Origin of the sequence: Gluconobacter sphaericus (genome assembly GCF_016757795.1) — a bacterium.
GTDB lineage: Bacteria > Pseudomonadota > Alphaproteobacteria > Acetobacterales > Acetobacteraceae > Gluconobacter > Gluconobacter sphaericus.
Genome location: NZ_CP068419.1, coordinates 2,817,389 through 2,837,423 on the forward strand (window position 1 = coordinate 2,817,389; position 20,035 = coordinate 2,837,423).

Sequence of the window (20,035 nt, forward strand, 5' to 3'; positions counted from 1 at the left end):
GCTTCACACCTATTTATCCTGACAGGACGCTACGCCATGGCACGTTTCCTCTCCTTCGTCCGCATCGCGGCCCCGGTTTTCGTTCTGTCAGCTGCGCTGGCAGGCTGCGCCGAACAGCCTTCTCGGGACAGCTACGTCGTTTTTTTCGACCGTGAATCCGTAACGCTCAGCCCCGTCGCCCAGGCTGTCGTGACCAAAGCTGCCACAGCCGCCCGCGCTGAGCACGCTTCCGTCGTTCGCGTTTCTGGCTCCGCAGGGACTAACGGTGATGCCGCAGTTCTGAAGGAACTGGCGACGAGCCGGGCCCAGACCGTAGCGACACAGCTCAGCAATGACGGGCTGAATGGTGCACGGATCGAGATGACGCCGTATGTCCCGAGTGCGCTGGAAGATTCCCACGTCGCCCTGCGTCGCGTTTCCATCACCATCGTTCCGGGCCACTGATCCGGCGCCCGGGATGACGCAGGCTCAAAACAGCCCTCCCGTCGCCCCGGGATTAAACCAGCCTCCGACGCCTGAAGATGTGCTGGCGGAAGTTTTTGGCTTCCCCGGCTTCCGCGGCCTTCAGCAGGACGCCGTCAAAACGGTCATGCAAGGGGAGGACGTGCTCGTCCTTATGCCGACGGGTGGAGGCAAGAGTCTGTGCTATCAGGTTCCCGCACTTTGCCGGGAAGGCATGGGTTTGGTCATTTCCCCCCTGATCGCCCTGATGGACGATCAGGTTGCGGGCCTGAGACAGCTCGGCGTCCGCGCGGCCGCACTGCATTCCGGGCTTGAGCCAGACGAACGTGACGAACTTCAGAGCGATCTGCGCAATGGCCGGATCGATATTCTCTACATTTCGCCAGAGCGCCTCCTTCAGCCTGCGACAGCGAATTTCCTGTCAAAACGCCAGATATCGCTGATCGCGATTGACGAAGCACACTGCATTTCGGCCTGGGGCCACGAATTCCGCCCTGAATACCGGGCACTCGCCAGCCTACCGGAGATGTTCCCGGGCGTCCCGCGCATTGCCCTGACTGCTACGGCTGATCCTCGGACGCGTGATGATATTCTCAACGCACTCGGGATGCCCGATGCACGGGTCCTGATGGCAAGCTTCCATCGTCCCAACCTGATCGTGGAAGCCCGCGCCAAGGCCAGCGAAAGCCGGCAGCTCCTCGAAACACTTCAGAACCATCGCGAAGGCGCCTCTATCGTATATTGTGGCAGTCGCAACAAGACGGAACGCGTCGCCACCATGCTGAGGGACAAGGGCCTGACCGCCCTGCCATTCCATGCCGGCCTTTCCTCGGTCGAGAAGCGGGCCACACTGATGCGCTTCCGCTCAGGCGAGGAAATGGTGATCGTCGCCACGATCGCATTCGGAATGGGCATCGACCGCCCGGACGTACGCTGCGTCGTCCATCTGGACATGCCGTCCTCGCCGGAAGCGTATTACCAGCAGATCGGACGGGCAGGGCGCGATGGCGAGCCGTCCGACACGCTTTTGCTCTATGGCGGGGAGGACATGGCCCGGGCACGATACTGGCTAGAACAGTCCAGTGCCCCCGATCACGAAAAACGCGTCATGCAGGCGCGTCTGGAAAGCATGATCGCCATCACGGAGACCACAGGCTGCCGCACGCAGGCGCTGCTCGCGTGTTTCGGAGAAAATCTCGCGCAGCCCTGCGGTCATTGCGACAACTGCATCAACCCAGTCTCAACATTCGATGGCACACAGGCTGCCCAGAAGGTCCTCTCAGCCATTTATCGCACCGGTCAACGTCTCGGAGCGGTCCAGCTTTCCAATGTGTTACGTGGAAAGCTCAACGAAACCATCGAACGTAATGCCTATCAGCATCTTTCAGTTTTCGGAATCGGCAAGGAACAAAGCGAGCAGTGGTGGCGCGCTGTCATCCGCCAATTGATCGCGCGCGGAGCCATCCGAATGCATGGCGAATATGGAAGTCTCGCGCTTCAGAGCGAAATCGCGCGCCCGATCCTGCGCGGCGAGGAGCGCATAGCGCTCCGGCTGGAAGCCAGGCCAGCCCTGACCGCCAGCGCGGGCTCGGACGGCAATACGGAAAATGATCGTCTGTCAGCAGATGAGAAACCGTATTTCGATGCCCTCCGCCAGTGGCGCTTGTCCGAAGCGCGGGAACAGGAAATCCCTCCCTATGTTATTTTCCACGATTCGGTATTGCGAGACATCGCCCGCGAACAGCCTGCCAGCCGCACTGAACTGGGAAGTATCAAGGGCGTCGGCGCCTCAAAGCTGGACCGCTACGGTGCAGCGGTTCTGACCGTCTTACGCGAAATCCGCGAACCCGCCTCTGCCCAGTAAGGAACATCAGTCGTGCGTCAGTTCGTCAGGCGCCGTGACAGTGAAACTGACTGTAATGCTGCCGCCATTGAGGATATCGAACGTGAACGGCACCTTACTACCAGCGGCAGGCATCTGACGAATTCCCATACACATCATATGGTAACCCGAACGCGGGAAAATCATCGTGGAGTCGTGCGGGAGCGCCAGATGTGTGAACAGATCATTCGCCCCGTCCGTCTGCTGCTGGTTCGTATGATGCGCAACGACATTCTGACACAGCGGGGATGAAATCCCCTTCAGCAGATGGTCAACGCTGTCATCGTTGCGAATCGTGAAATAACCAGCCCCACGGTTGGGAAAATAGGCTGACGGGCGAAATGTCCCGTCCATAACCACGACCCGCTGCGCATCATGATCGACATCCCGCGCCACCACTGTCCCCGAAAGAGCCTGCTGAGCCATAGCCTGCGCAGTGGAAAGGACAAAGAGGGCGGTCAGGACAGATACCCTTTTCAACGACAGTCTCCCGGTGTTGTGCGCGAACTCATGAAGCCCGTTTGGGCCGGAACGCATCATCCGGTAAAGTGCTCCCATTTTCCTGGCCACGACAAGGCCCGAACACTTCAGGATGGCAAATGCGTTGCCCTTTTTGCGGACATGACGATACCCAGGTCAAGGACAGCCGCTCCACGGAAGACGGGGTTGCGATCCGCCGCCGGCGCGTCTGCTCGGCCTGTACGCAGCGTTTCACGACCGTCGAACGGGTCCAGTTGCGTGAACTGTCCGTGACCAAGGCGGACGGGCGTCGCGTGCCTTTTGACCGGGATAAGCTCGCACGTTCCATCCGTGTTGCCCTACGCAAACGCCCGGTTCCTGAGGAACGCCAGGAACGTCTGGTCAACGGGCTGGTCCGGCAGCTTGAAGCCTCGGGAGAACAAGAAATTTCTTCCCATCGCATCGGCCAGCTTGCGATGGACGCATTGCGCGAAGTGGATGGTGTGGCTTATGTCCGCTTCACCAGCGTCTACCGCGACTTCCGCGAGGTCGAGGCGTTCTCGAAAATCCTCGCCGACATGAAACCCATTCCCGGGGAAACAGACATACCGTCCCCCGACGACTCCCAGGAGACACCATGACCGTCACCGACGCCCCCGCTGCAAATCCGACGCGCCGTAGCCGGACCATTGCCCGCGTTGCAGCCGTTCAGGCACTGTTCCAGTGCGAACAGTCTGGCGACACGGCGGAAACCGTCATCAGCCAGTTCATTCGTCACCGCCGCATCAGTTCCACAGCGTCCTTTGACGATGGCCACATTCCCGACGCCGATCTGAAGCTGTTTCAGGAGATCGTCCTTGGTGTCACGCGCCGCCAGGACGATATCGATGCGAAGCTGAGCAATGTTCTGCCAGAGCAGTGGCCGCTGCCGCGTCTGGATCCCGTCCTGCGTGCCTTGCTGCGCGCAGCCGTATTCGAGATCAGCACCGACACACCCGACCGGATCATCATCAACGAATATCTGGATGTCGCCCACGGCTTCTTCTCGGGTGACGAACCCAAGATGGTCAACGGAATTCTCGATACCCTCAGCCGCCGCGCCAACGACGGCAACGTCTGATTCATGACGAGCGCATCAGGGGCCGAAGTAGCGGGAGTAGGCGAGTTCGGCTTCATCGCCCGTCACTTCCGACCTCTCGCCGGCGCGGAAAGTCTCGATCTTCGGGATGACTGCGCTTTGATGCGCTGCCCCGACGGCGAGGAATTTGCAATTTCGACCGACACGATGGTCGAAAATGTTCATTTTTTTCCGGATGACCCTCCGGAAACCCTCGGCCGCAAGCTACTACGCTGCAATCTGTCTGATCTGGCAGCCATGGGCGCAAGGCCCCATGCCTATACGCTCAACGTAACAGTTCCGCGCGGTGGACGGCACGACGAAAACTGGTTTGCGGCATTTTCCCGCGGACTGGCGGAGGATCAGAAACACTATGGTGTACATCTAATCGGCGGCGATACCACGTCCATTTCAGGCCCCCTGGTCCTCTCCGCCACCGTATTCGGACTACTCCGACACAATACGGCGCTCCGCCGCAGCACAGCCAGACCCGGGGACGATATCTGGGTCACTGGCACAATCGGCGATGCCGCACTGGGTCTGCTTGTCTTGCAGGGTAACTTGCAAGACCCGTCAGCCTTTTTGGTAGAACGATATCATCTGCCGCGCCCCCGGACAGGGCTTCAGCTGAACGGCATCGTCAGCGCTGCGATGGATATTTCAGACGGGTTGATTCAGGACTGCGGCCATATAGCCAAGGAATCCGGTGTCCAGCTTGTTGTGGATACAGAGGCCGTACCGCTCTCGTCTGCAGCAGCTGCACTGGGGCGTGAATGGCTTATGCAACGCCTGTGCGGCGGCGATGATTACGAACTGCTTCTCACCTGCACGCCTGGACACTCAAAAGCGCTTCAAGCCGCCTGCCAGGCTGCCGGAATTCCGGTCCATCGCATCGGAACGGTACGCGCCGGTTCGGGAGTCCGGCTTCTGGATGGGGAGGGGCATGAAATCCTCCCAAAACAGGGCGGCTGGCAGCATTTCTGACAGATGCCCTGCGAAGTTACGGCTTCAAGCCGGATCGTCGATCGGGCGTTCGTAAAGCCGATACCGTTTGTATGCTTCGGGAACGATGCTCTCGGCCAAATTGCGCATATTAGAATCGGATGCCTGGATCCAGCCCAGCTCTACCCAAGAATAGGGTAGGGACTTCCGTCGACGCATCAGCTCGGCAATCGCTAGCGAAGGCAGAAGAGCCCCCAGAACCGTTCCGCGTAGGCGTTGCGTCACGCCCAGAAGAATGACACGGGCAGAATGGAAGCGATGCGTCGTCAGACGTGCAACCAACTTCGCCCAGCCCAGAGGCGATGGCGCCCCACCAAGGTCACCAGCAATATCGTAAATATTAGGCACGACCAGCGCCATGGCTACAGGCTCGCCATTTTGATCGATCTGGACATAATGTTCAGGACGAAGAACCGGACCAAGCTGCTTGATCATGGCCTTCATTTCGTAGTCCTGGAGCGGCACGAAATTGAACTTGTCGCTCCAAGCGTCATTGTAAAGCTGACGCAGGATCTCGCCCTGCTGAGCAATCTGCTTCTTCGACAGGCGCCTGATGGCAATGGCCCCCAGACGTCCTTCACCGATCTTTAGATCCCCCGGAACCTTGAAACGCGACTCCGTCTGATCGTCCAGATCGAGCTTATAGCTGAGAAGATCCTCGACAGGCTTGTAACCCGCATCTTCGACCAGCTTGCCCAACAGTCGTGGATGCCAGGGCATGGCGACCATCAAGGGTTGGTCCTGCCCTTCGATCATCAGGCCTGATTCGCCATTGCCGCTCAGTGTCACCGGCCCGCGCATTGTCTGCACTCCCTGCAGACGCAGCCAGTTCCGGGCCGTCTCCAACAGTGCACTGACGACACTGCCTTCAGGAACGGCATCCAGCGCACCGAAACAGCCGATTTTCATGCCCCAGTGCTCAATGGCACGATGGTCCACGATTGCTGCAATGCGCCCGACAGCCGTGTTTCCACGCCATGCCAGAAAGTAGCGAATGCTCGCATGACGAAAAATCGGCGCTTTTTTCGGATTCAGCAGATCATCCTGTTCCATGTCGAAAGCAGGGACAAAGCCCGCCATTCCGGCATAGATACGGCGTGGAAGCGTCGTAAACAGTTTGAGATCAGCCCGCGTCGTCACTGGCCGAACCACAAGATCATCATGCGGCGCAGGGATGTCAGTCCTGTCGGGCAGTGTCATAATGGCAGGTGTACCTCTGATCGAAAAAAACATCCCGTCCGACGGGGTGATGTGCCAGTACGGCACGGGGTCGCATCTTGTTGCATGGGAGGGCTATACCCTTCCAGCCCCGATCCGACCACGAATAAAGCGGTTTTCCATGCCAGAGACTTCTGTTTCCTCTTCCAGCGCCTCATTTCACGTCCTTATTACCGGAGGATCAAGTGGCATTGGCGCCGCGCTGGCCCTTCAGTATGCGCGCCCTGGAACGCATCTGACACTATGGGGACGCAACGCCTCACGCCTTGAAGATATTGCCGCACAGATCATCCGCAAAGGCGCTTCTGCCGAGATTCTGTCGCTCGATCTGTGCCGGACCGATGACGCCCTGGCGGCACTGCGCAAGTCGGATGACGCGCGCCAGATCGACATCCTGATCCTGGGAGCCGGACTTGGGGATATCCGCCCGGAAGGCGCGTTGACCGAAACAGCCGAACAGGTCCGCGATATTTCCCTCGTCAATTTCACAACGCCCGCGACCCTTGCAACCGAAATGGCTTCGCGCATGGCACCCCGCAAAGCAGGTCGTATTGCGCTCATAGGCTCGGTAGCGGCGTTTCATGACCTTCCGATCGCCACGGCCTATAGCGGCTCAAAAGCTGGCCTGGCTCGCTTCAGCACGGCACTTCATGCTGCCATGACACCGCATCATGTCTCCGTAACACTCATTTCTCCGGGCTATGTCGACACCCCCATGAGCCAGCGTCTCGAAGGAGCCCGACCGTTCCTCGTCTCGACACCCCGCGCCGCGCGGATGATCACGCGCGCAATCGGGCAGGGCCGGGCACATCTGCTCTTTCCCTGGCCTTTCACCATAGCCCGCTTCCTTGAAATGATCGTACCGCGCGCAATCGTTCACCGACTGCTGAGAACGGCCGAAGTCAAGCAGCGTCCAGTCAACTGACGGACGCTCTCAAAACGATCCGGAACTTGACGCAGCGGAACCGGTAGGCAACTGCTGCGCATTGGAAAAAGCGCAGGCCACCGGCCAGCATCGCCAGAGGATTTGAGGTGCCATGAGGGAAATCGTAGCCGTCGATATCGGTGGAACGCACGCACGGTTTGCAATCGCGACCATCGAGGATGGCAAGGTCGTCTCACTGGGTGAGGCCACGACACTAAAATGCGCGGAATATGGCAGTCTGGCCTTGGCCTGGGAAACATTCGGCCGCTCCCTGAACCGGACACTTCCACGCGAAGCCGGCATTGCCGTAGCCTGCCCAGTGAGCGGCGAAATCCTCAAGCTGACCAATAATCCTTGGATCATCCAGCCGAGCCAGCTCGGCGCACGCCTGCATCTCGACAATTTCGTGCTCGTCAATGATTTCGGAGCAGTGGCTCATGCCGTGGCCCAGGTCGATTCCTCGCACATGAAGCATCTCTGCGGGCCGGACATCGACCTGCCAACAGAAGGCGCCATCACGATCGTAGGACCCGGCACAGGACTAGGCGCAGCCTGCCTGCTTCGCCGCAGTGACCGCTACTTTGTCATGGAAACCGAAGGTGGCCATCTGGACTATCCGCCACTCGACGAACTTGAAGACAAGATCCTTAGCGCCTTGCGCCTGCGGTTCCGCCGCGTCTCAGCCGAACGGATCGTCTCCGGCCCCGGCCTAACCAATCTGTACGAAGTCATTGCCGAAATGCAGGGCTGGCCCATCACCCTGCGTGATAACCGTACCTTGTGGAAAAACGCCCTTGATGGCTCCGACACGGTCGCCGTAGCCGCCCTGGAACGTTTCTGCCTCAGCCTGGGCGCTATTTCCGGCGATCTGGCGTTAGCACATGGCGCACGTGGCGTCGTCATTGGTGGTGGTCTGGGATTGCGTCTCGCTGACAGCCTGAGCCGTTCCGGATTCGCCGAACGCTTCGTCGCAAAGGGCCGTTTCGAGGCGATGATGACCGAAATGCCAGTCAAGATCATCACACACCCACAGCCCGGCCTCTTTGGCGCTGCGGCCTCATACGCGGAATCTCATCCGTAAAAATGAAATACAAGTCTGGATTTCTGGGGAGAAATCTCTGGAGGTCCGGGCGGGAATCGAACCCACATACGCGGATTTGCAGTCCGCTACATCACCATTCTGCCACCGGACCTCGGCGGAGACAGGCGCTATATCTCTCTTAGCGCCCGAAGGGTCAAGACCGATAATTGATCTACGGAAGGATTTTTCTTCTTCCTTCCAACAGGCTATTAAAGACTGATTCACATAATGCTGTGATATGATGCATACTTAAAGAGCAGGAAATCTCATGACTTCAGGATGCAACAGCGCGATGAAACTGAAAGCCCCCCTCGGGCTTGGTCTTCTATCGCTTCTCCTGAGCGGAACTGCTCTTGCCCAGAAATATGACGGTAGCGGTTCACCGAATTTCATCCCGCACACGCTGCAGGAAGCGCTTTCGACGGCATACCTGACCAATCCGACACTACGCGAGGAGCGTGCTACTCTGCGTGCCACGGATGAACAGCTTCCCACGGCTCTTGCAGGATGGCGCCCAACTGTCCAGACTGGACTGAACCTCACTTACTATGATGGCAGTACCAATTATGCCTCGAAAGGTGGCTATCTCGGCAGCTCACGCCGCTATCAGACACCCGGATATATGGGCAACGTTGCCATCACCCAGCCGCTCTATCAGGGAGGCAAAACGGTCGCCAGCGTGCATGCCGCCACAAACCAGATTATGGCCGAACGCGCCCATCTGATCGAGACGGAACAGGAAGTCTTCACCAATGTTGTAAGTGCCTATGTAGGCATCATTGAAGACGAGCAGCTCCTGCAAATCGCCATAAACAACGAACACGTCCTGCAGCAGCAGGTCGAGGCGACCCAGGAGCGTTTTCATGTTGGTGAAATCACCCGAACGGATGTTGCGCAGGCGCAAGCGGCCCTTGCCAGCGCTACCGCTGAACGGCAGCAGGCTGAAGGTACACTCCAGAGCGCACAAGCGACCTACCTCCAAATGGTCGGTATCGCAGCGGCCCCCAATCTGGTCCCCCCCCAACCTCTCAACCTTCCTGTTCACAGTGAACAGGAAGCGGTGGCCATCGCTGTCCAGAATAATCCTCAGGTCGTCAACGCACTGTTCACCGAAGCCCAGAGCAAGGACAAAATTTCCGTCCAGATCTCACAGATCATGCCCAAAGTTTCTGCGAGCCTGAACTATCAGCATTCCGTCAATCAGGCTTATGGCGACTCACTTCAGGATAACAAGTTCGGCGAGATCGAATTCACTGTTCCCCTTTATCAGGGTGGCTCAGAATATGCTTCGATCCGAGGCGCCCGTCAGGACGCCCAGGCGGCACACCGTGAAGTCGATGTCCAGCGCAGGACAGCTCTTCAAAAGGCCGCTTCAAGCTGGCAGCAGATGGTTTCCTTCAAGCAGTCGATTTCCAGCGACCGCATGGCAATTTCGGCGAATGTGATCGCTCTGGACGGTGTCGAACGGCAGGCTCTTGTTGGCACGAGCACGACGCTGGCGGTCCTTCAGCAGCAGCAGACCCTGCTGCAGTCCCAGAGGACCCTGGTGCAACATCTTTCAAACCTTGTTACCTCTTCCTACGCCGTCGCGGCCGCGATCGGACGACTTACAGCCGTCGATCTCAAACTGGGCGTCCCTCTTTATGACGAAAAAGCCTATTACAACGCGGTCAAGAACAAGCTGTGGGGTCTGAGCGACTATGCAATCAACCAGCCCGGTCGATAAAATTTTTTAATAAAACGGAATATTAACAATTCATGACTTCTTCTGAATCGATCCAGCAAGATCAGCACGCCGATGACGCAATGACAGACGTCCTGAGTTCGATCCGGCGTGCTCTTCATGAAGATCCTAAATCGCCTGAATCGACCGAGGATAAGCCCAACATGTCGCCCCAGAAAGAAGAACTGACCCTCGATAACTCTATGATGGTCGCACCACCCGTGATAGCGGGGCCGATCGAGACCGCCGCCGCTTCCGCATCTGAAGCCCCCCCGACAGCTCAGCCTGCCCAGAACGAACTAGAAAAAAATGACCTCATGAACGCTCAGACAGTGGCCGCAGCAGAGCGTTCCCTAGATGAACTGCACGCCGCATTCAGCGAAGCTACCCCGCTTGCATCAGATACTGTCATCAGCCGGAGCAGCGGCCTGACGATCGAAGACATGGTGAGGGGTGAAGTCCGGAGCATGGTGCGTACATGGCTGGATGCCCATCTTCCGTCACTGGTTGAAATTCTTGTCCGTGCGGAAATTGCCCGTCTGCGTCCACGAGAGTAAGAAGGGTGGCGGAAGCACGTTCTTCCACCTGCTGTACTGACTCTCCTGGATCACCATGCTCGAAAAAAGCTTCGTCCCCGCCGATCATGAAAATGCCCTCTACGACGCGTGGGAGAAAAGCGGCGCTTTCCGGGCTCACCCCGACCAAGCGGGTGAGCCTTTTTCGATCATGTTCCCGCCACCGAACGTCACAGGCACGCTTCATCTCGGCCATTCCCTGAACTTTGTCCTTCAGGACATGCTGATTCGCTGGAAACGTCAGGAAGGCTACAATGTCCTCTGGCAGCCAGGGACGGACCACGCGGGCATCGCCACGCAGATGGTCGTCGAGCGTGCTCTCGATAAGGAAGGCACCAACAGAACCGCTCTAGGACGCGAAGGTTTTCTCGAACGCGTCTGGGACTGGAAACAAGAATACGGCGGCACGATCGTCAGGCAACTCCGCAAGCTCGGCGCTTCGGCGGACTGGGAACGTGAGCGCTTTACGATGGACGACGGATTGTCTCGTGCTGTCCGGAAAGTTTTTGTTGCCCTTTATAATGAAGGTCTGATTTATCGCGACCGGCGTCTGGTGAACTGGGACCCGAAGTTCCGTTCGGCCATTTCGGACCTGGAAGTGGAAAACCACGAGACCAAAGGGTCGATGTGGTACATCCGCTATCCGTTGGAAGACGGCCGGACCATCACGGTGGCCACAACACGTCCGGAAACCATGCTGGGCGATGTCGCAGTTGCTGTTCATCCTGAGGATGAACGCTATGCCGATATGATCGGCAAGAACGTGATTCTCCCGCTTACGGGGCGTTGCATTCCTGTTGTCGCCGATCTGCATTCCGATCCGGAAAAGGGCACAGGCGCAGTTAAGATCACGCCGGCACATGACTTTAATGATTTTGAAGTCGGCAAGCGTCACAATCTGCCGGCTCCGACTGTTCTTGATGAAACAGCCTGTCTGTGGATCGAGGAAATCCGTCCTGAGCTGCGCGACGTCGAAGGGCTGGCTTCGGTTGAGTTCGTCGAATCACTGAATGGGCTGAGCCGCGAAGAAGGTCGCAAGCAGGTTGTTGCCGAGCTTGAGCGTCTGGAATGGTTGGAGAAGATCGAGCCGCACAAGCTGCAGGTGCCGCATGCGGAGCGTGGCGGTGCGATCGTTGAGCCGCGCCTGACTCTTCAGTGGTACTGCGATGCCAAGACATTGTCCGGCCCAGCGGTAGAGGCGGTCGAAAGTGGAAAGATCGCTTTTGAGCCGCGGCAATGGGAAAATACGTTCCACGCCTGGATGCGTGACATCCAGCCCTGGTGCATCAGCCGACAGCTCTGGTGGGGGCACCGGATCCCGGCCTGGTATGGAGCAGACGGCAAAATCTATGTCGCGGAAAATGAACACGATGCCCAGGCCCAGGCCGGCGAGGGCGTAAGCCTCACGCAGGATGAAGACGTTCTGGACACATGGTTCAGCTCGGCCCTGTGGCCTTTCACGACGCTTGGATGGCCTGATAAAACGGAAGAGCTGGCCCGTTACTATCCGACCAGCGTGCTGGTTACGGGCTTTGACATCATTTTCTTCTGGGTCGCCCGGATGATGATGATGGGCCTGCACTTCATGGATGATGTTCCCTTCAGGACCGTCCTGATTCATGGACTGGTCCGGGACGAGAAGGGCCAGAAGATGTCCAAGTCCAAGGGGAACGGGCTTGACCCGCTCGACCTTGTGGCCGAGTTCGGTGCGGACGCGACGCGTCTGGCGATCTGTGCGGGCACGGGGCCGGGACGAGACATCAAGCTTGGGCGCAAGCGGGTTGAGGAACATCGCGCGTTCATTACCAAACTCTGGAATGCTGCACGCTTCCTTGAAATGAACGGCGCCAAACCGGCGGAAGACTTTGATCCGGCAAGCGTCAAGAGCGCGCTTGGACGCTGGATCCTGACGGAAGCGAACGATGCCATCACCGAAGCAGGACGGGCCCTCTCGGCCTATCGTTTCGATGAATATGCCAACTGCTGTTACCGTTTTGTCTGGAGCCGGTTCTGTGACTGGTTCGTGGAATTCTCGAAGCCCGTCTTTGCGGCTGAAAACGAGGAAACCCTCGAACTGCGGGCCGTCAGCGCGCACGTCCTGGGGCTAATACTGCGCCTGATGCAGCCGGTCATTCCGTTCGTGACGGCCACATTGTGGAAAGAGCTGGGCTATACAGGGGCTTTCGAAGACAGTCGCTGGCCGGAATGCATGAGCGTTGATCAGGCTGATGCAGCCCGCTCGGAGCTGGACTGGGTTATTCGCCTAATCAGTGATGTCCGGACCGTACGTTCGGAAATGAACATTCCGCCTTCGCAGAAAGCACCGCTTCTTCTGCGGGACGCGACTGCGGAAAATCTGACTCGTGCCCAGACCTGGGCTGAGGCCATTGGGCGGATGGCTCGAGTTTCCGAAGTTGGTGTGGTGGGAGAAGACGCGCCCCGTAACGCGGCACAGATCGTTCTTGATGAAGCCACTGTTTTTATTCCGCTCGAAGGCCTGATTGATCTGGACGCGGAGCGGGCGCGTCTTTCCAAGGAAGTGACCCGGATCGAAGGCGAAATTCTCAAAGTGACACGTAAGTTGGACAACGCGGATTTCGTGGCTCGTGCAAAGCCGGAAGTGGTAGAGGAAAACCGTGAGCGTCTGACGTCATTCCAGAATGATCTGGCTCGCCTGAAGGCGGCTCTGGGGCGTCTTGCCTGATTTCAGAACATCCGCCAGTCTAGCTACGGTTCTTCTTGCCATTACGGCGGGGGTATCCGCAGCAAGGCCGCTACCAGAAGGTCGAAGCCTTGAGCATGCCGCCATAGCAGGCGAGCATCTTTCGGTTTCGGTCTTCAGACCTGCCTCCTGCGATATCAGGGCAATCCTGATCGTCCTGGCAGGCAAAGAGCGCGATAGCGCAGCATATCGCGACGAGTCCATTCCGCTGGCCACACATGAATGCAGTCTGGTGTTTGCGCCTGATTTTCCCGTTTCGCGCTTTCCCGTGCAGCAGTATCAGCGGGGTGGATTTCCAGCGTCTTCACCAACATCGGTCCCGGCTTCCCTGTATATGAGGCCGCTGGAACAGTGGGTACGCAACATCTCCGATGAGCCGCATCTTCCGATCATTCTGATAGGACATTCAGCAGGCGCACAATATCTGGAACGGGTCGCAGCCTACGTTCCGGGCGAGGAGACCATGACGATCATCATGAATCCCGCCACCTATGTCGAGCCGGAGACGGAGACCCCCGTTCCGTATGGATTTCGCGATTGGCCGGAGCCGGCCAGCCTGCCGGATCTCAAGCGTTATCTTTCGCGGCATATCGCAATTATTCTGGGCGCAGACGATACTGCACCTTCATTACCATCAGAACTTGTTCCGCATGCCATAGAGCAGGGCCGAAACCATCTCGAGCGCGGTCAGTGGGCTTATGCTCAGGCCCGGGAGCAAGCCGAGAAACTTAATGTGCCCTTTGGCTGGACAATCACGCTCGTCCCGGCGACGGGACATGTTGCATCCAAAATGCTGGCGTCCGCCGAATTGCAGGACGCCGTCGAGAGTGCAATCAGGTCCGCGTCTTCACGATGATCTGCGACAGATCGCGGACGGCACCATGGGCCGCGCTCGTGGTCATGGCGGCATAGGCCTGAAGGGCTTTTGAGACCACGCGCTCACGGTTAGGCTTCCAAGCGCTTGTGCCACGCGCATTCATGCGCTCGCGGCGGTCGGCAATGTCAGCGTCCGAAACAGCAAGGTGCAAAGTGCGGTTCGGAATGTCGATCTCGATGCGATCGCCGTCCTCGACCAGTCCGATCAAACCGCCCTCAGCGGCTTCAGGGGACATATGGCCGATGGACAGACCCGAGCTTCCGCCTGAGAAGCGGCCATCCGTAATAAGGGCGCAGACTTTGCCGAGGCCCTTCGATTTCAGATAGCTCGTCGGATAGAGCATTTCCTGCATGCCGGGTCCGCCCTTGGGGCCTTCGTAACGGATGACTACGACGTCACCGGCTACGATGCGATTGCCGAGGATGGCGGCTACGGCATCGTCCTGGCTTTCGAAAACCCGAGCCGTTCCGGTGAAGGTCAGGATGCTGGCTTCGACACCGGCCGTTTTGACGATGGCACCGTCTTCGGCGAGGTTACCATACAGAACGGCCAGACCGCCATCCTGCGAGAAAGCATGGGCCTTGTCGCGCAACACGCCGGCTTCACGATCCTGATCCAGCTCATGATAGCGACTGGACTGCGAGAAGGCGTGGATCGTGCGGACGTTGCCCGGCGCGGCCTTGAACAGATGGGCAGCTTCTTCGTCACCGTTCAGAATGTCCCACTTGTTCAGCGCATCCCCGAGCGTGGGAGCGTGAACGGTGGGAACGTCCGTGTGGATCAGGCCCGCACGGTTCAATTCCCCCAGAATGGCCGGGATACCGCCTGCGCGATGGACGTCTTCCATGTGTACGTCGTTCTTGGCCGGGGCGACCTTGCACAGATTGGGCACACGGCGCGACAGGCGATCGATGTCGTGCATGTGGAAGTCAACGCCGCCTTCGCTGGCAGCGGCCAGAAGATGCAGCACCGTGTTGGTCGAACCGCCCATGGCGATATCAAGCGTCATGGCATTTTCGAAAGCCGCGCGGGTTGCGATGCTACGGGGCAGGGCGGAGGCATCATCCTGTTCGTACCAGCGACGTGCCAGTTCCACGACCAGACGCCCAGCGCTCAGGAACAGCTCGCGACGGTCGCTATGTGTAGCGAGAAGTGAGCCGTTTCCGGGAAGGGACAGGCCCAGCGCCTCGGTCAGGCAGTTCATGGAATTGGCGGTGAACATGCCCGAGCACGATCCGCAGGTCGGGCAGGCGGAGCGTTCGATCTGCTCTGACTCGCTATCGGAGACTTCCGGATCGGCAGCCGCCACCATCGAGTCAACAAGGTCAAGCTTACGCGTCACACCTGGGCCGTTGATCTTTCCTGCTTCCATCGGCCCGCCGGAGACGAACACGACAGGGATGTTCAGGCGCATGGACGCCATCAGCATGCCCGGCGTGATCTTGTCGCAATTACTGATGCAGACGATGGCATCCGCGCAATGGGCGTTGACCATGTATTCCACGGAATCCGCAATCAGCTCACGCGAGGGCAGGGAATAAAGCATTCCGCCATGCCCCATCGCGATGCCGTCATCCACCGCAATCGTGTTGAATTCCTTGGCAATTCCGTCGACTTCCTCGATCGCGGAGGCCACCAGGCTACCCATGTCCTTCAGATGGACATGGCCCGGCACGAACTGCGTGAAGGAATTGGCAATGGCGATAATAGGTTTGCCGAAATCGCCATCCTTCATGCCCGTCGCCCGCCAGAGCGCACGGGCGCCCGCCATGTTGCGGCCGTGAGTAGTGGTGCGGGAGCGATAGGCGGGCATGGAAGATACTTTCATGACAGGAGAAGGCCCTGATCCATAGCGAATCAGACGCACAGAAGCCAGTGCGGGAAAGATATGAAAAGCCAAGCTGCTTCCCCTTGCCCGAAAGACTCTGTCCGGTCCAAACTCGCAACAAAGATCAGGAGCACTTCGTGAGACGTTATTTTCTGAGCCTCGGCACCGCTCTGGCCGCGACATTCCTGTATGCAGCACAGGCCGCCGAACCCGCCACATCCACCCAAGCGGTCACGCCGGACATGATCCAGACGGGCAGCGACATTCCCGCCCATGTCAGCATGCCGGTCGACCAACGCGATTACATCAAGCGCGACGTGATGATCCCCATGCGCGATGGCATCAAGCTTCATACGGTCATCGTGATCCCCAAAGGTGCCAGAAACGCCCCGATCCTGCTGACCCGCACGCCCTATCACGCCAGCGAACGCGCCAACCGTATTCCCGATGCCTCGACCATGCGCGCCATTTTGCCTCAAGGTGACGGGGTGTTCGTGGATGAAGGCTATATCCGCGTCTTTCAGGACGTTCGTGGCAAGTATGGCTCGCAGGGCAACTACGTCATGACGCGACCGCCGATCGGTCCGCTGAACCCGACCAAGACCGATGATACGACCGATGCCTGGGATACGATCGACTGGCTGGTGAAGAACCTGCCCGAGAGCAACGGCAAGGTCGGCATGACGGGATCGTCCTATGAGGGCTGGACCGTCGTCATGGCGCTGCTCGATCCTCATCCGGCGTTGAAGGTTGCGGCTCCGGAAAGTCCGATGGTCGATGGCTGGATGGGTGATGACTGGTTCCATTACGGGGCCTTCCGTCAGGCGGGACTGGACTATTTCACGGCCCAGATGACGGAAGCCGGTTCCGGACCGACCATCCCCCGTCCAGATGCGGACGACTACACGACGTTTCTTGCGGACGTCTCTACAGGCAATTTTGCGACGAAGGCCGGGCTGGACCAGTTCCCCTGGTGGCGGCGTATGAAGGCCCATCCGGCCTATGACGCTTTCTGGCAAGAGCAGGCGCTGGACCAGCTGATCGTGAAGAAGCCGCTCAAGGTTCCCACGATCTGGGAGCAGGGGCTGTGGGATCAGGAAGACATGTGGGGAGCGATTCATTCTTGGATGAACCTCAAGGCGCATCATACGCAGGTTCCGAACATTCTCGTCATGGGGCCGTGGCGCCACAGCGGCGTGAATTATGACGGCTCCACGCTTGGTCCGCTACATTTCAACGGTGACACCGCGTTGTGGTATCGCGCGAATGTCATGCGGCCGTTTTTCGATCACTATCTGAAGAACGCGCCCGATCCGCATCTGGATGAAGCCATCATCTACAATACTGGCGAAAACCACTGGGATCATTTTCGCAACTGGCTGAGCGACTGCGGCACGACCTGCATGCAGAAGGGTGAGCGCCTGTATCTCCAGCCCAATCACGGTCTGGCTTTCAAGCGCACGCTGCCTGGAACGGACAGCTATGTTTCCGATCCGGCGCATCCGGTGCCCTTCGTCGAACGTCCGTATATGATGGGCGAAGATCCACGTTGGAAGGCATGGCTCGTTACGGATCAGCGTTTTGCCGAAAGCCGTCCGGACGTCCTGACCTACGAAACGCCAGTGCTTGATGCTCCGGTCACAGTTTCGGGCGTGCCGACAGCCGATATTTTCGCCAGCACCACGGGAACGGATGCAGATTTTGTGGTGAAGATCATCGATGTCCAGCCCGCTCTGACGCCCGATAATCCGCAGATGGGTGGCTATGAGCTACCGATGTCGATGGATATTTTCCGCGGACGTTATCGGCAAAACTTTACGCATCCGTCCGCCATTCCGGCGGGGCAGGTGCAGGAATACCACTTTACGCTTCCGGCTATGAACCATGTGTTCCAGAAGGGGCACCGGATCATGATCCAAATCCAGTCGAGCTGGTTCCCGCTCTATGACCGCAACCCGCAAACCTTCGTGCCGAACATTTTCGATGCCAAGGCCTCCGACTATCACGTCGCGACCCAGACCATCCATCGCGGTGGCGATCATGCCAGCGCGATCTGGCTTCCGACCGTCGCGCCTGCGCAGTAGTCCCGCGCACTTCATTCCATCCGGCAACTCGTCAAACAGGAGCAGCCTTCCCATATAGGGGAGGGCTGATCCTTTTAGCGGAGCATCATCATGACGACCCAACAGTCTTCCATCCTTCTTGGCGCAGGCTGCTTCTGGTGCGTCGAGGCTGTCTTCAGCGGCCTGCGCGGCATTATTTCAGCCGAACCGGGCTATGCGGGCGGCTCCGTCGACAACCCAAGCTATGAAGCCGTCTGTACCGGGCAGACGGGTCATGCCGAAGTCGTAAAAGTCGTCTTCGATCCAACCGAGATCGGCCTGGAGGATGTCCTGCGTGTGTTTTTCACAACGCATGATCCCACACAGCTCAACCGGCAGGGTAACGATATCGGCACGCAGTACCGTTCCGTTATTTTCGGAGACGCCGCCCAGCAGGAAACAGCCCGCAGGGTGCGGGACGAAATTGCATCCGAAGGTATCTGGCCCGATCCGATCGTGACCTCCATCGAAGGACCCGCCCATTTCTGGCCGGCGGAGGAAAAGCACCACGATTATTTCGCCCGCAACCCGCAGACAGCGTATTGTGCGGCCGTGGTAGCTCCCAAGGTCGCCAAGGCCCGCAAGCTTTACCGCGATCGCCTCAAGCAGCCTGACTGAGACGGATGATGGGTGCTTTGTCGTGGAGTTTTTTTCGGTTACCGTGACAAACCATGACAAAAACACCTTCTTTCCCGCCGCTCCGTACCCGTCAGGCTCGTTATGAAGCTGGCGTGGCCCTGCGCAAGACCGTCAAGCGTAGCAGCCACGCCCTGTGGGTTCCGCCCGCCAAGCGCCCTGATCCGATCGGTATCCTACTGGAGCAGGGGAAGAGCCGGATCGCGGATCTACTGCCGATCCGCCATCAGCGCATGAAAGCCTCGCCCTTCGCGTTCCTGCGCGGGGCAGCGGCTGTTATGGCGTCTGACCTGTCCTTCACGCCGAAAACTGGACTGCGTGTGCAGTCCTGCGGGGACTGCCATCTGGACAATTTCGGATGTTATCCGTCTCCGGAAGGGCTCCCGGTCTTTGATATCAACGATTTCGATGAAACCGCTCCCGCGACGTTCGAGTGGGACCTCAAGCGCCTGGCGACGAGCCTTGTTCTGGCGGGGCGCGAGGCCTCGCTGTCTGAAAAACATTGCCATCGTCTGGCGGTCTCGGCCGTTCAACATTACGCTGATGAGATTGCCCGTCTGTCGAAGCTTCCGCCGCTTCAGGCCTGGAACGAACGGATCGATCTGCGGGCGGTCATTGACGGGATCGTGGACGGCAGGATCCGTACGGGCATGATGGAGAAGATCCAGTCGGAACTCGGGGCCATTTCCGGTCATTTCGGTATGATCGATCCCAAATCCGCGGGACGCCTGAAGGAACATCCGCCTTTCGTCACACGCCTGCCGCAGCACAATGACATCGTGCGCGGCGCTTTCGCACGCTATGTCAGCGATCTTCCGCCCGAGCGCAGGATCGTCCTTGAGCGTTATGCCTTGCAGGACGTGCTGTTCAAGGTCGTCGGCATTGGCAGTGTCGGGACATTCTGTGCGCTCGGACTGTTCATGACCGCCGATAACGAGCCTCTGATCCTTCAGATCAAGGAGGCCCAGACCTCCGTTCTCGAACCTTTCCAAGGTGCTGTGGACCTGCCCAACCACGGGGAGCGGGTCGTCACCGGACAGCGCATCATGCAGGCCAGTTCGGATACATTCCTAGGATGGACGCACACCACCGGAAAACGCACGACCGAACAGACGGGATGCAAGGCCGGTGGAGGGCGCGACTTCTATGTACGCCAGACCAAGGATGTCCGTCTGGCCATGATCGGCGAGAAGATCGAGGATGCTCTTCTGCCGGAATATGCCGCACTCTGTGGGCGGACCCTGGGCCGTTCACACGGGCGTTCCGCTGATCTTCCCCTCCTGGCTGGCTATCTGGGGAAGGGACATTCCTTTGCCCGTGCGATTGCCGATTTTGCAGTGCTCTATGCCAATCAGAGCGAGAAGGACTGGAAAGCCTTTACACAGGCCATCGCGGACAAGCGTGTCTGTTGCGCCTGAAGCGCGAG

The 20,035-nt window shown here is 58.6% G+C and carries 17 protein-coding genes and 1 tRNA gene; 14 read left to right on the forward strand and 4 right to left on the reverse strand.

What is annotated here, in order from left to right:
- Positions 1-36 precede the first annotated feature (36 nt).
- Together IGS75_RS13310 and recQ are read left to right on the forward strand one after the other, a co-directional pair.
- Positions 37-444, forward strand: a complete 408-nt coding sequence (locus IGS75_RS13310; protein WP_141351052.1) for an OmpA family protein — start codon at positions 37-39, stop codon at positions 442-444.
- 13 nt (positions 445-457) lie between these two features.
- Positions 458-2,326 (forward strand): DNA helicase RecQ, encoded by a 1,869-nt coding sequence (recQ, locus tag IGS75_RS13315; protein WP_202257145.1) that lies wholly within the window; start codon positions 458-460, stop codon positions 2,324-2,326.
- Between the two features lie 6 nt (positions 2,327-2,332).
- On the opposite strand, the gene IGS75_RS13320 is transcribed toward recQ, so the two are convergent.
- Complete coding sequence (locus tag IGS75_RS13320; protein ID WP_228123788.1) at positions 2,333-2,824, reverse strand: copper chaperone PCu(A)C; 492 nt, start codon at positions 2,822-2,824, stop codon at positions 2,333-2,335.
- 119 nt (positions 2,825-2,943) lie between these two features.
- Between IGS75_RS13320 and nrdR the strand changes: the two genes are divergently transcribed.
- The 3 genes from nrdR to thiL are packed head-to-tail and all read left to right on the forward strand — an operon-like array spanning position 2,944 to position 4,904.
- Positions 2,944-3,444 (forward strand): transcriptional regulator NrdR, encoded by a 501-nt coding sequence (nrdR, locus tag IGS75_RS13325; protein WP_141351058.1) that lies wholly within the window; start codon positions 2,944-2,946, stop codon positions 3,442-3,444.
- On the forward strand, positions 3,441-3,923 hold the full coding sequence (nusB, locus tag IGS75_RS13330; RefSeq protein WP_202257147.1) for a transcription antitermination factor NusB: 483 nt from the start codon (positions 3,441-3,443) through the stop codon (positions 3,921-3,923). The genes nrdR and nusB overlap by 4 nt, the downstream gene beginning before the upstream one ends.
- A 3-nt stretch (positions 3,924-3,926) precedes the next feature.
- Entirely contained in the window at positions 3,927-4,904 is a 978-nt protein-coding gene (gene thiL, locus IGS75_RS13335; RefSeq protein WP_202257148.1) for a thiamine-phosphate kinase, read from the forward strand.
- A 24-nt stretch (positions 4,905-4,928) separates the two neighbouring features.
- Here thiL and IGS75_RS13340 read toward each other — a convergent pair whose 3' ends face one another.
- Positions 4,929-6,122, reverse strand: a complete 1,194-nt coding sequence (locus IGS75_RS13340) for a hypothetical protein (RefSeq protein ID WP_202257149.1) — start codon at positions 6,120-6,122, stop codon at positions 4,929-4,931.
- A gap of 139 nt (positions 6,123-6,261) precedes the next feature.
- Between IGS75_RS13340 and IGS75_RS13345 the strand changes: the two genes are divergently transcribed.
- Positions 6,262-7,065: an SDR family NAD(P)-dependent oxidoreductase gene (locus IGS75_RS13345; protein WP_202258633.1), complete on the forward strand. Its 804-nt coding sequence runs from the start codon at positions 6,262-6,264 to the stop codon at positions 7,063-7,065.
- Positions 7,066-7,177: 112 nt separating this feature from the next.
- Positions 7,178-8,146, forward strand: a complete 969-nt coding sequence (glk, locus tag IGS75_RS13350; protein ID WP_202257150.1) for a glucokinase — start codon at positions 7,178-7,180, stop codon at positions 8,144-8,146.
- Between the two features lie 38 nt (positions 8,147-8,184).
- Here the strand turns inward: glk and IGS75_RS13355 are convergent.
- Positions 8,185-8,258 (reverse strand) — tRNA-Cys (locus IGS75_RS13355).
- Positions 8,259-8,414: 156 nt separating this feature from the next.
- Here IGS75_RS13355 and IGS75_RS13360 point away from each other — a divergent pair.
- From IGS75_RS13360 to IGS75_RS13375, 4 genes are read left to right on the forward strand one after another with little or no spacing between them, the layout of a single operon-like run.
- Entirely contained in the window at positions 8,415-9,872 is a 1,458-nt protein-coding gene (locus IGS75_RS13360) for a TolC family outer membrane protein (RefSeq protein ID WP_228123787.1), read from the forward strand.
- Between the two features lie 32 nt (positions 9,873-9,904).
- Positions 9,905-10,426, forward strand: a complete 522-nt coding sequence (locus tag IGS75_RS13365) for a DUF2497 domain-containing protein (RefSeq protein WP_202257151.1) — start codon at positions 9,905-9,907, stop codon at positions 10,424-10,426.
- A 55-nt stretch (positions 10,427-10,481) separates the two neighbouring features.
- A complete protein-coding gene (locus IGS75_RS13370) occupies positions 10,482-13,148 on the forward strand; it encodes a valine--tRNA ligase (protein ID WP_202257152.1) in 2,667 nt (888 codons plus the stop codon).
- Entirely contained in the window at positions 13,141-14,022 is an 882-nt protein-coding gene (locus IGS75_RS13375) for an alpha/beta fold hydrolase (protein ID WP_141351072.1), read from the forward strand. The genes IGS75_RS13370 and IGS75_RS13375 overlap by 8 nt, the downstream gene beginning before the upstream one ends.
- Here IGS75_RS13375 and ilvD read toward each other — a convergent pair.
- Positions 14,000-15,856 (reverse strand): dihydroxy-acid dehydratase, encoded by a 1,857-nt coding sequence (gene ilvD, locus IGS75_RS13380; protein WP_202258635.1) that lies wholly within the window; start codon positions 15,854-15,856, stop codon positions 14,000-14,002. The genes IGS75_RS13375 and ilvD overlap by 23 nt on opposite strands.
- 152 nt (positions 15,857-16,008) lie before the next feature.
- Here ilvD and IGS75_RS13385 point away from each other — a divergent pair, with 152 nt between their 5' ends.
- The 3 genes from IGS75_RS13385 (at position 16,009) to IGS75_RS13395 (ending at position 20,027) form a co-directional block, all read left to right on the forward strand.
- Positions 16,009-17,955 carry a CocE/NonD family hydrolase gene (locus IGS75_RS13385; RefSeq protein WP_141351074.1) on the forward strand — a complete coding sequence of 649 codons (1,947 nt, stop codon included), beginning with the start codon at positions 16,009-16,011 and terminating at the stop codon, positions 17,953-17,955.
- A gap of 90 nt (positions 17,956-18,045) precedes the next feature.
- A complete protein-coding gene (gene msrA / locus IGS75_RS13390; protein WP_141351076.1) occupies positions 18,046-18,591 on the forward strand; it encodes a peptide-methionine (S)-S-oxide reductase MsrA in 546 nt (181 codons plus the stop codon).
- Positions 18,592-18,644: 53 nt separating this feature from the next.
- Entirely contained in the window at positions 18,645-20,027 is a 1,383-nt protein-coding gene (locus IGS75_RS13395; protein ID WP_141351078.1) for a DUF2252 domain-containing protein, read from the forward strand.
- Positions 20,028-20,035: the final 8 nt, after the last annotated feature.

Bases quoted from the DNA above. Each gene is read 5' to 3' on its own strand.
- IGS75_RS13310 (WP_141351052.1), top strand. From the start codon at position 37: ATGGCACGTTTCCTCTCCTTCGTCCGCATCGCGGCCCCGGTTTTCGTT.
- recQ (WP_202257145.1), top strand. From the start codon at position 458: ATGACGCAGGCTCAAAACAGCCCTCCCGTCGCCCCGGGATTAAACCAG.
- nrdR (WP_141351058.1), top strand. From the start codon at position 2,944: ATGCGTTGCCCTTTTTGCGGACATGACGATACCCAGGTCAAGGACAGC.
- nusB (WP_202257147.1), top strand. From the start codon at position 3,441: ATGACCGTCACCGACGCCCCCGCTGCAAATCCGACGCGCCGTAGCCGG.
- thiL (WP_202257148.1), top strand. From the start codon at position 3,927: ATGACGAGCGCATCAGGGGCCGAAGTAGCGGGAGTAGGCGAGTTCGGC.
- IGS75_RS13340 (WP_202257149.1), bottom strand. From the start codon at position 6,122: ATGACACTGCCCGACAGGACTGACATCCCTGCGCCGCATGATGATCTT.
- IGS75_RS13345 (WP_202258633.1), top strand. From the start codon at position 6,262: ATGCCAGAGACTTCTGTTTCCTCTTCCAGCGCCTCATTTCACGTCCTT.
- glk (WP_202257150.1), top strand. From the start codon at position 7,178: ATGAGGGAAATCGTAGCCGTCGATATCGGTGGAACGCACGCACGGTTT.
- IGS75_RS13360 (WP_228123787.1), top strand. From the start codon at position 8,415: ATGACTTCAGGATGCAACAGCGCGATGAAACTGAAAGCCCCCCTCGGG.
- IGS75_RS13365 (WP_202257151.1), top strand. From the start codon at position 9,905: ATGACTTCTTCTGAATCGATCCAGCAAGATCAGCACGCCGATGACGCA.
- IGS75_RS13370 (WP_202257152.1), top strand. From the start codon at position 10,482: ATGCTCGAAAAAAGCTTCGTCCCCGCCGATCATGAAAATGCCCTCTAC.
- ilvD (WP_202258635.1), bottom strand. From the start codon at position 15,856: ATGCCCGCCTATCGCTCCCGCACCACTACTCACGGCCGCAACATGGCG.
- msrA (WP_141351076.1), top strand. From the start codon at position 18,046: ATGACGACCCAACAGTCTTCCATCCTTCTTGGCGCAGGCTGCTTCTGG.
- IGS75_RS13395 (WP_141351078.1), top strand. From the start codon at position 18,645: ATGACAAAAACACCTTCTTTCCCGCCGCTCCGTACCCGTCAGGCTCGT.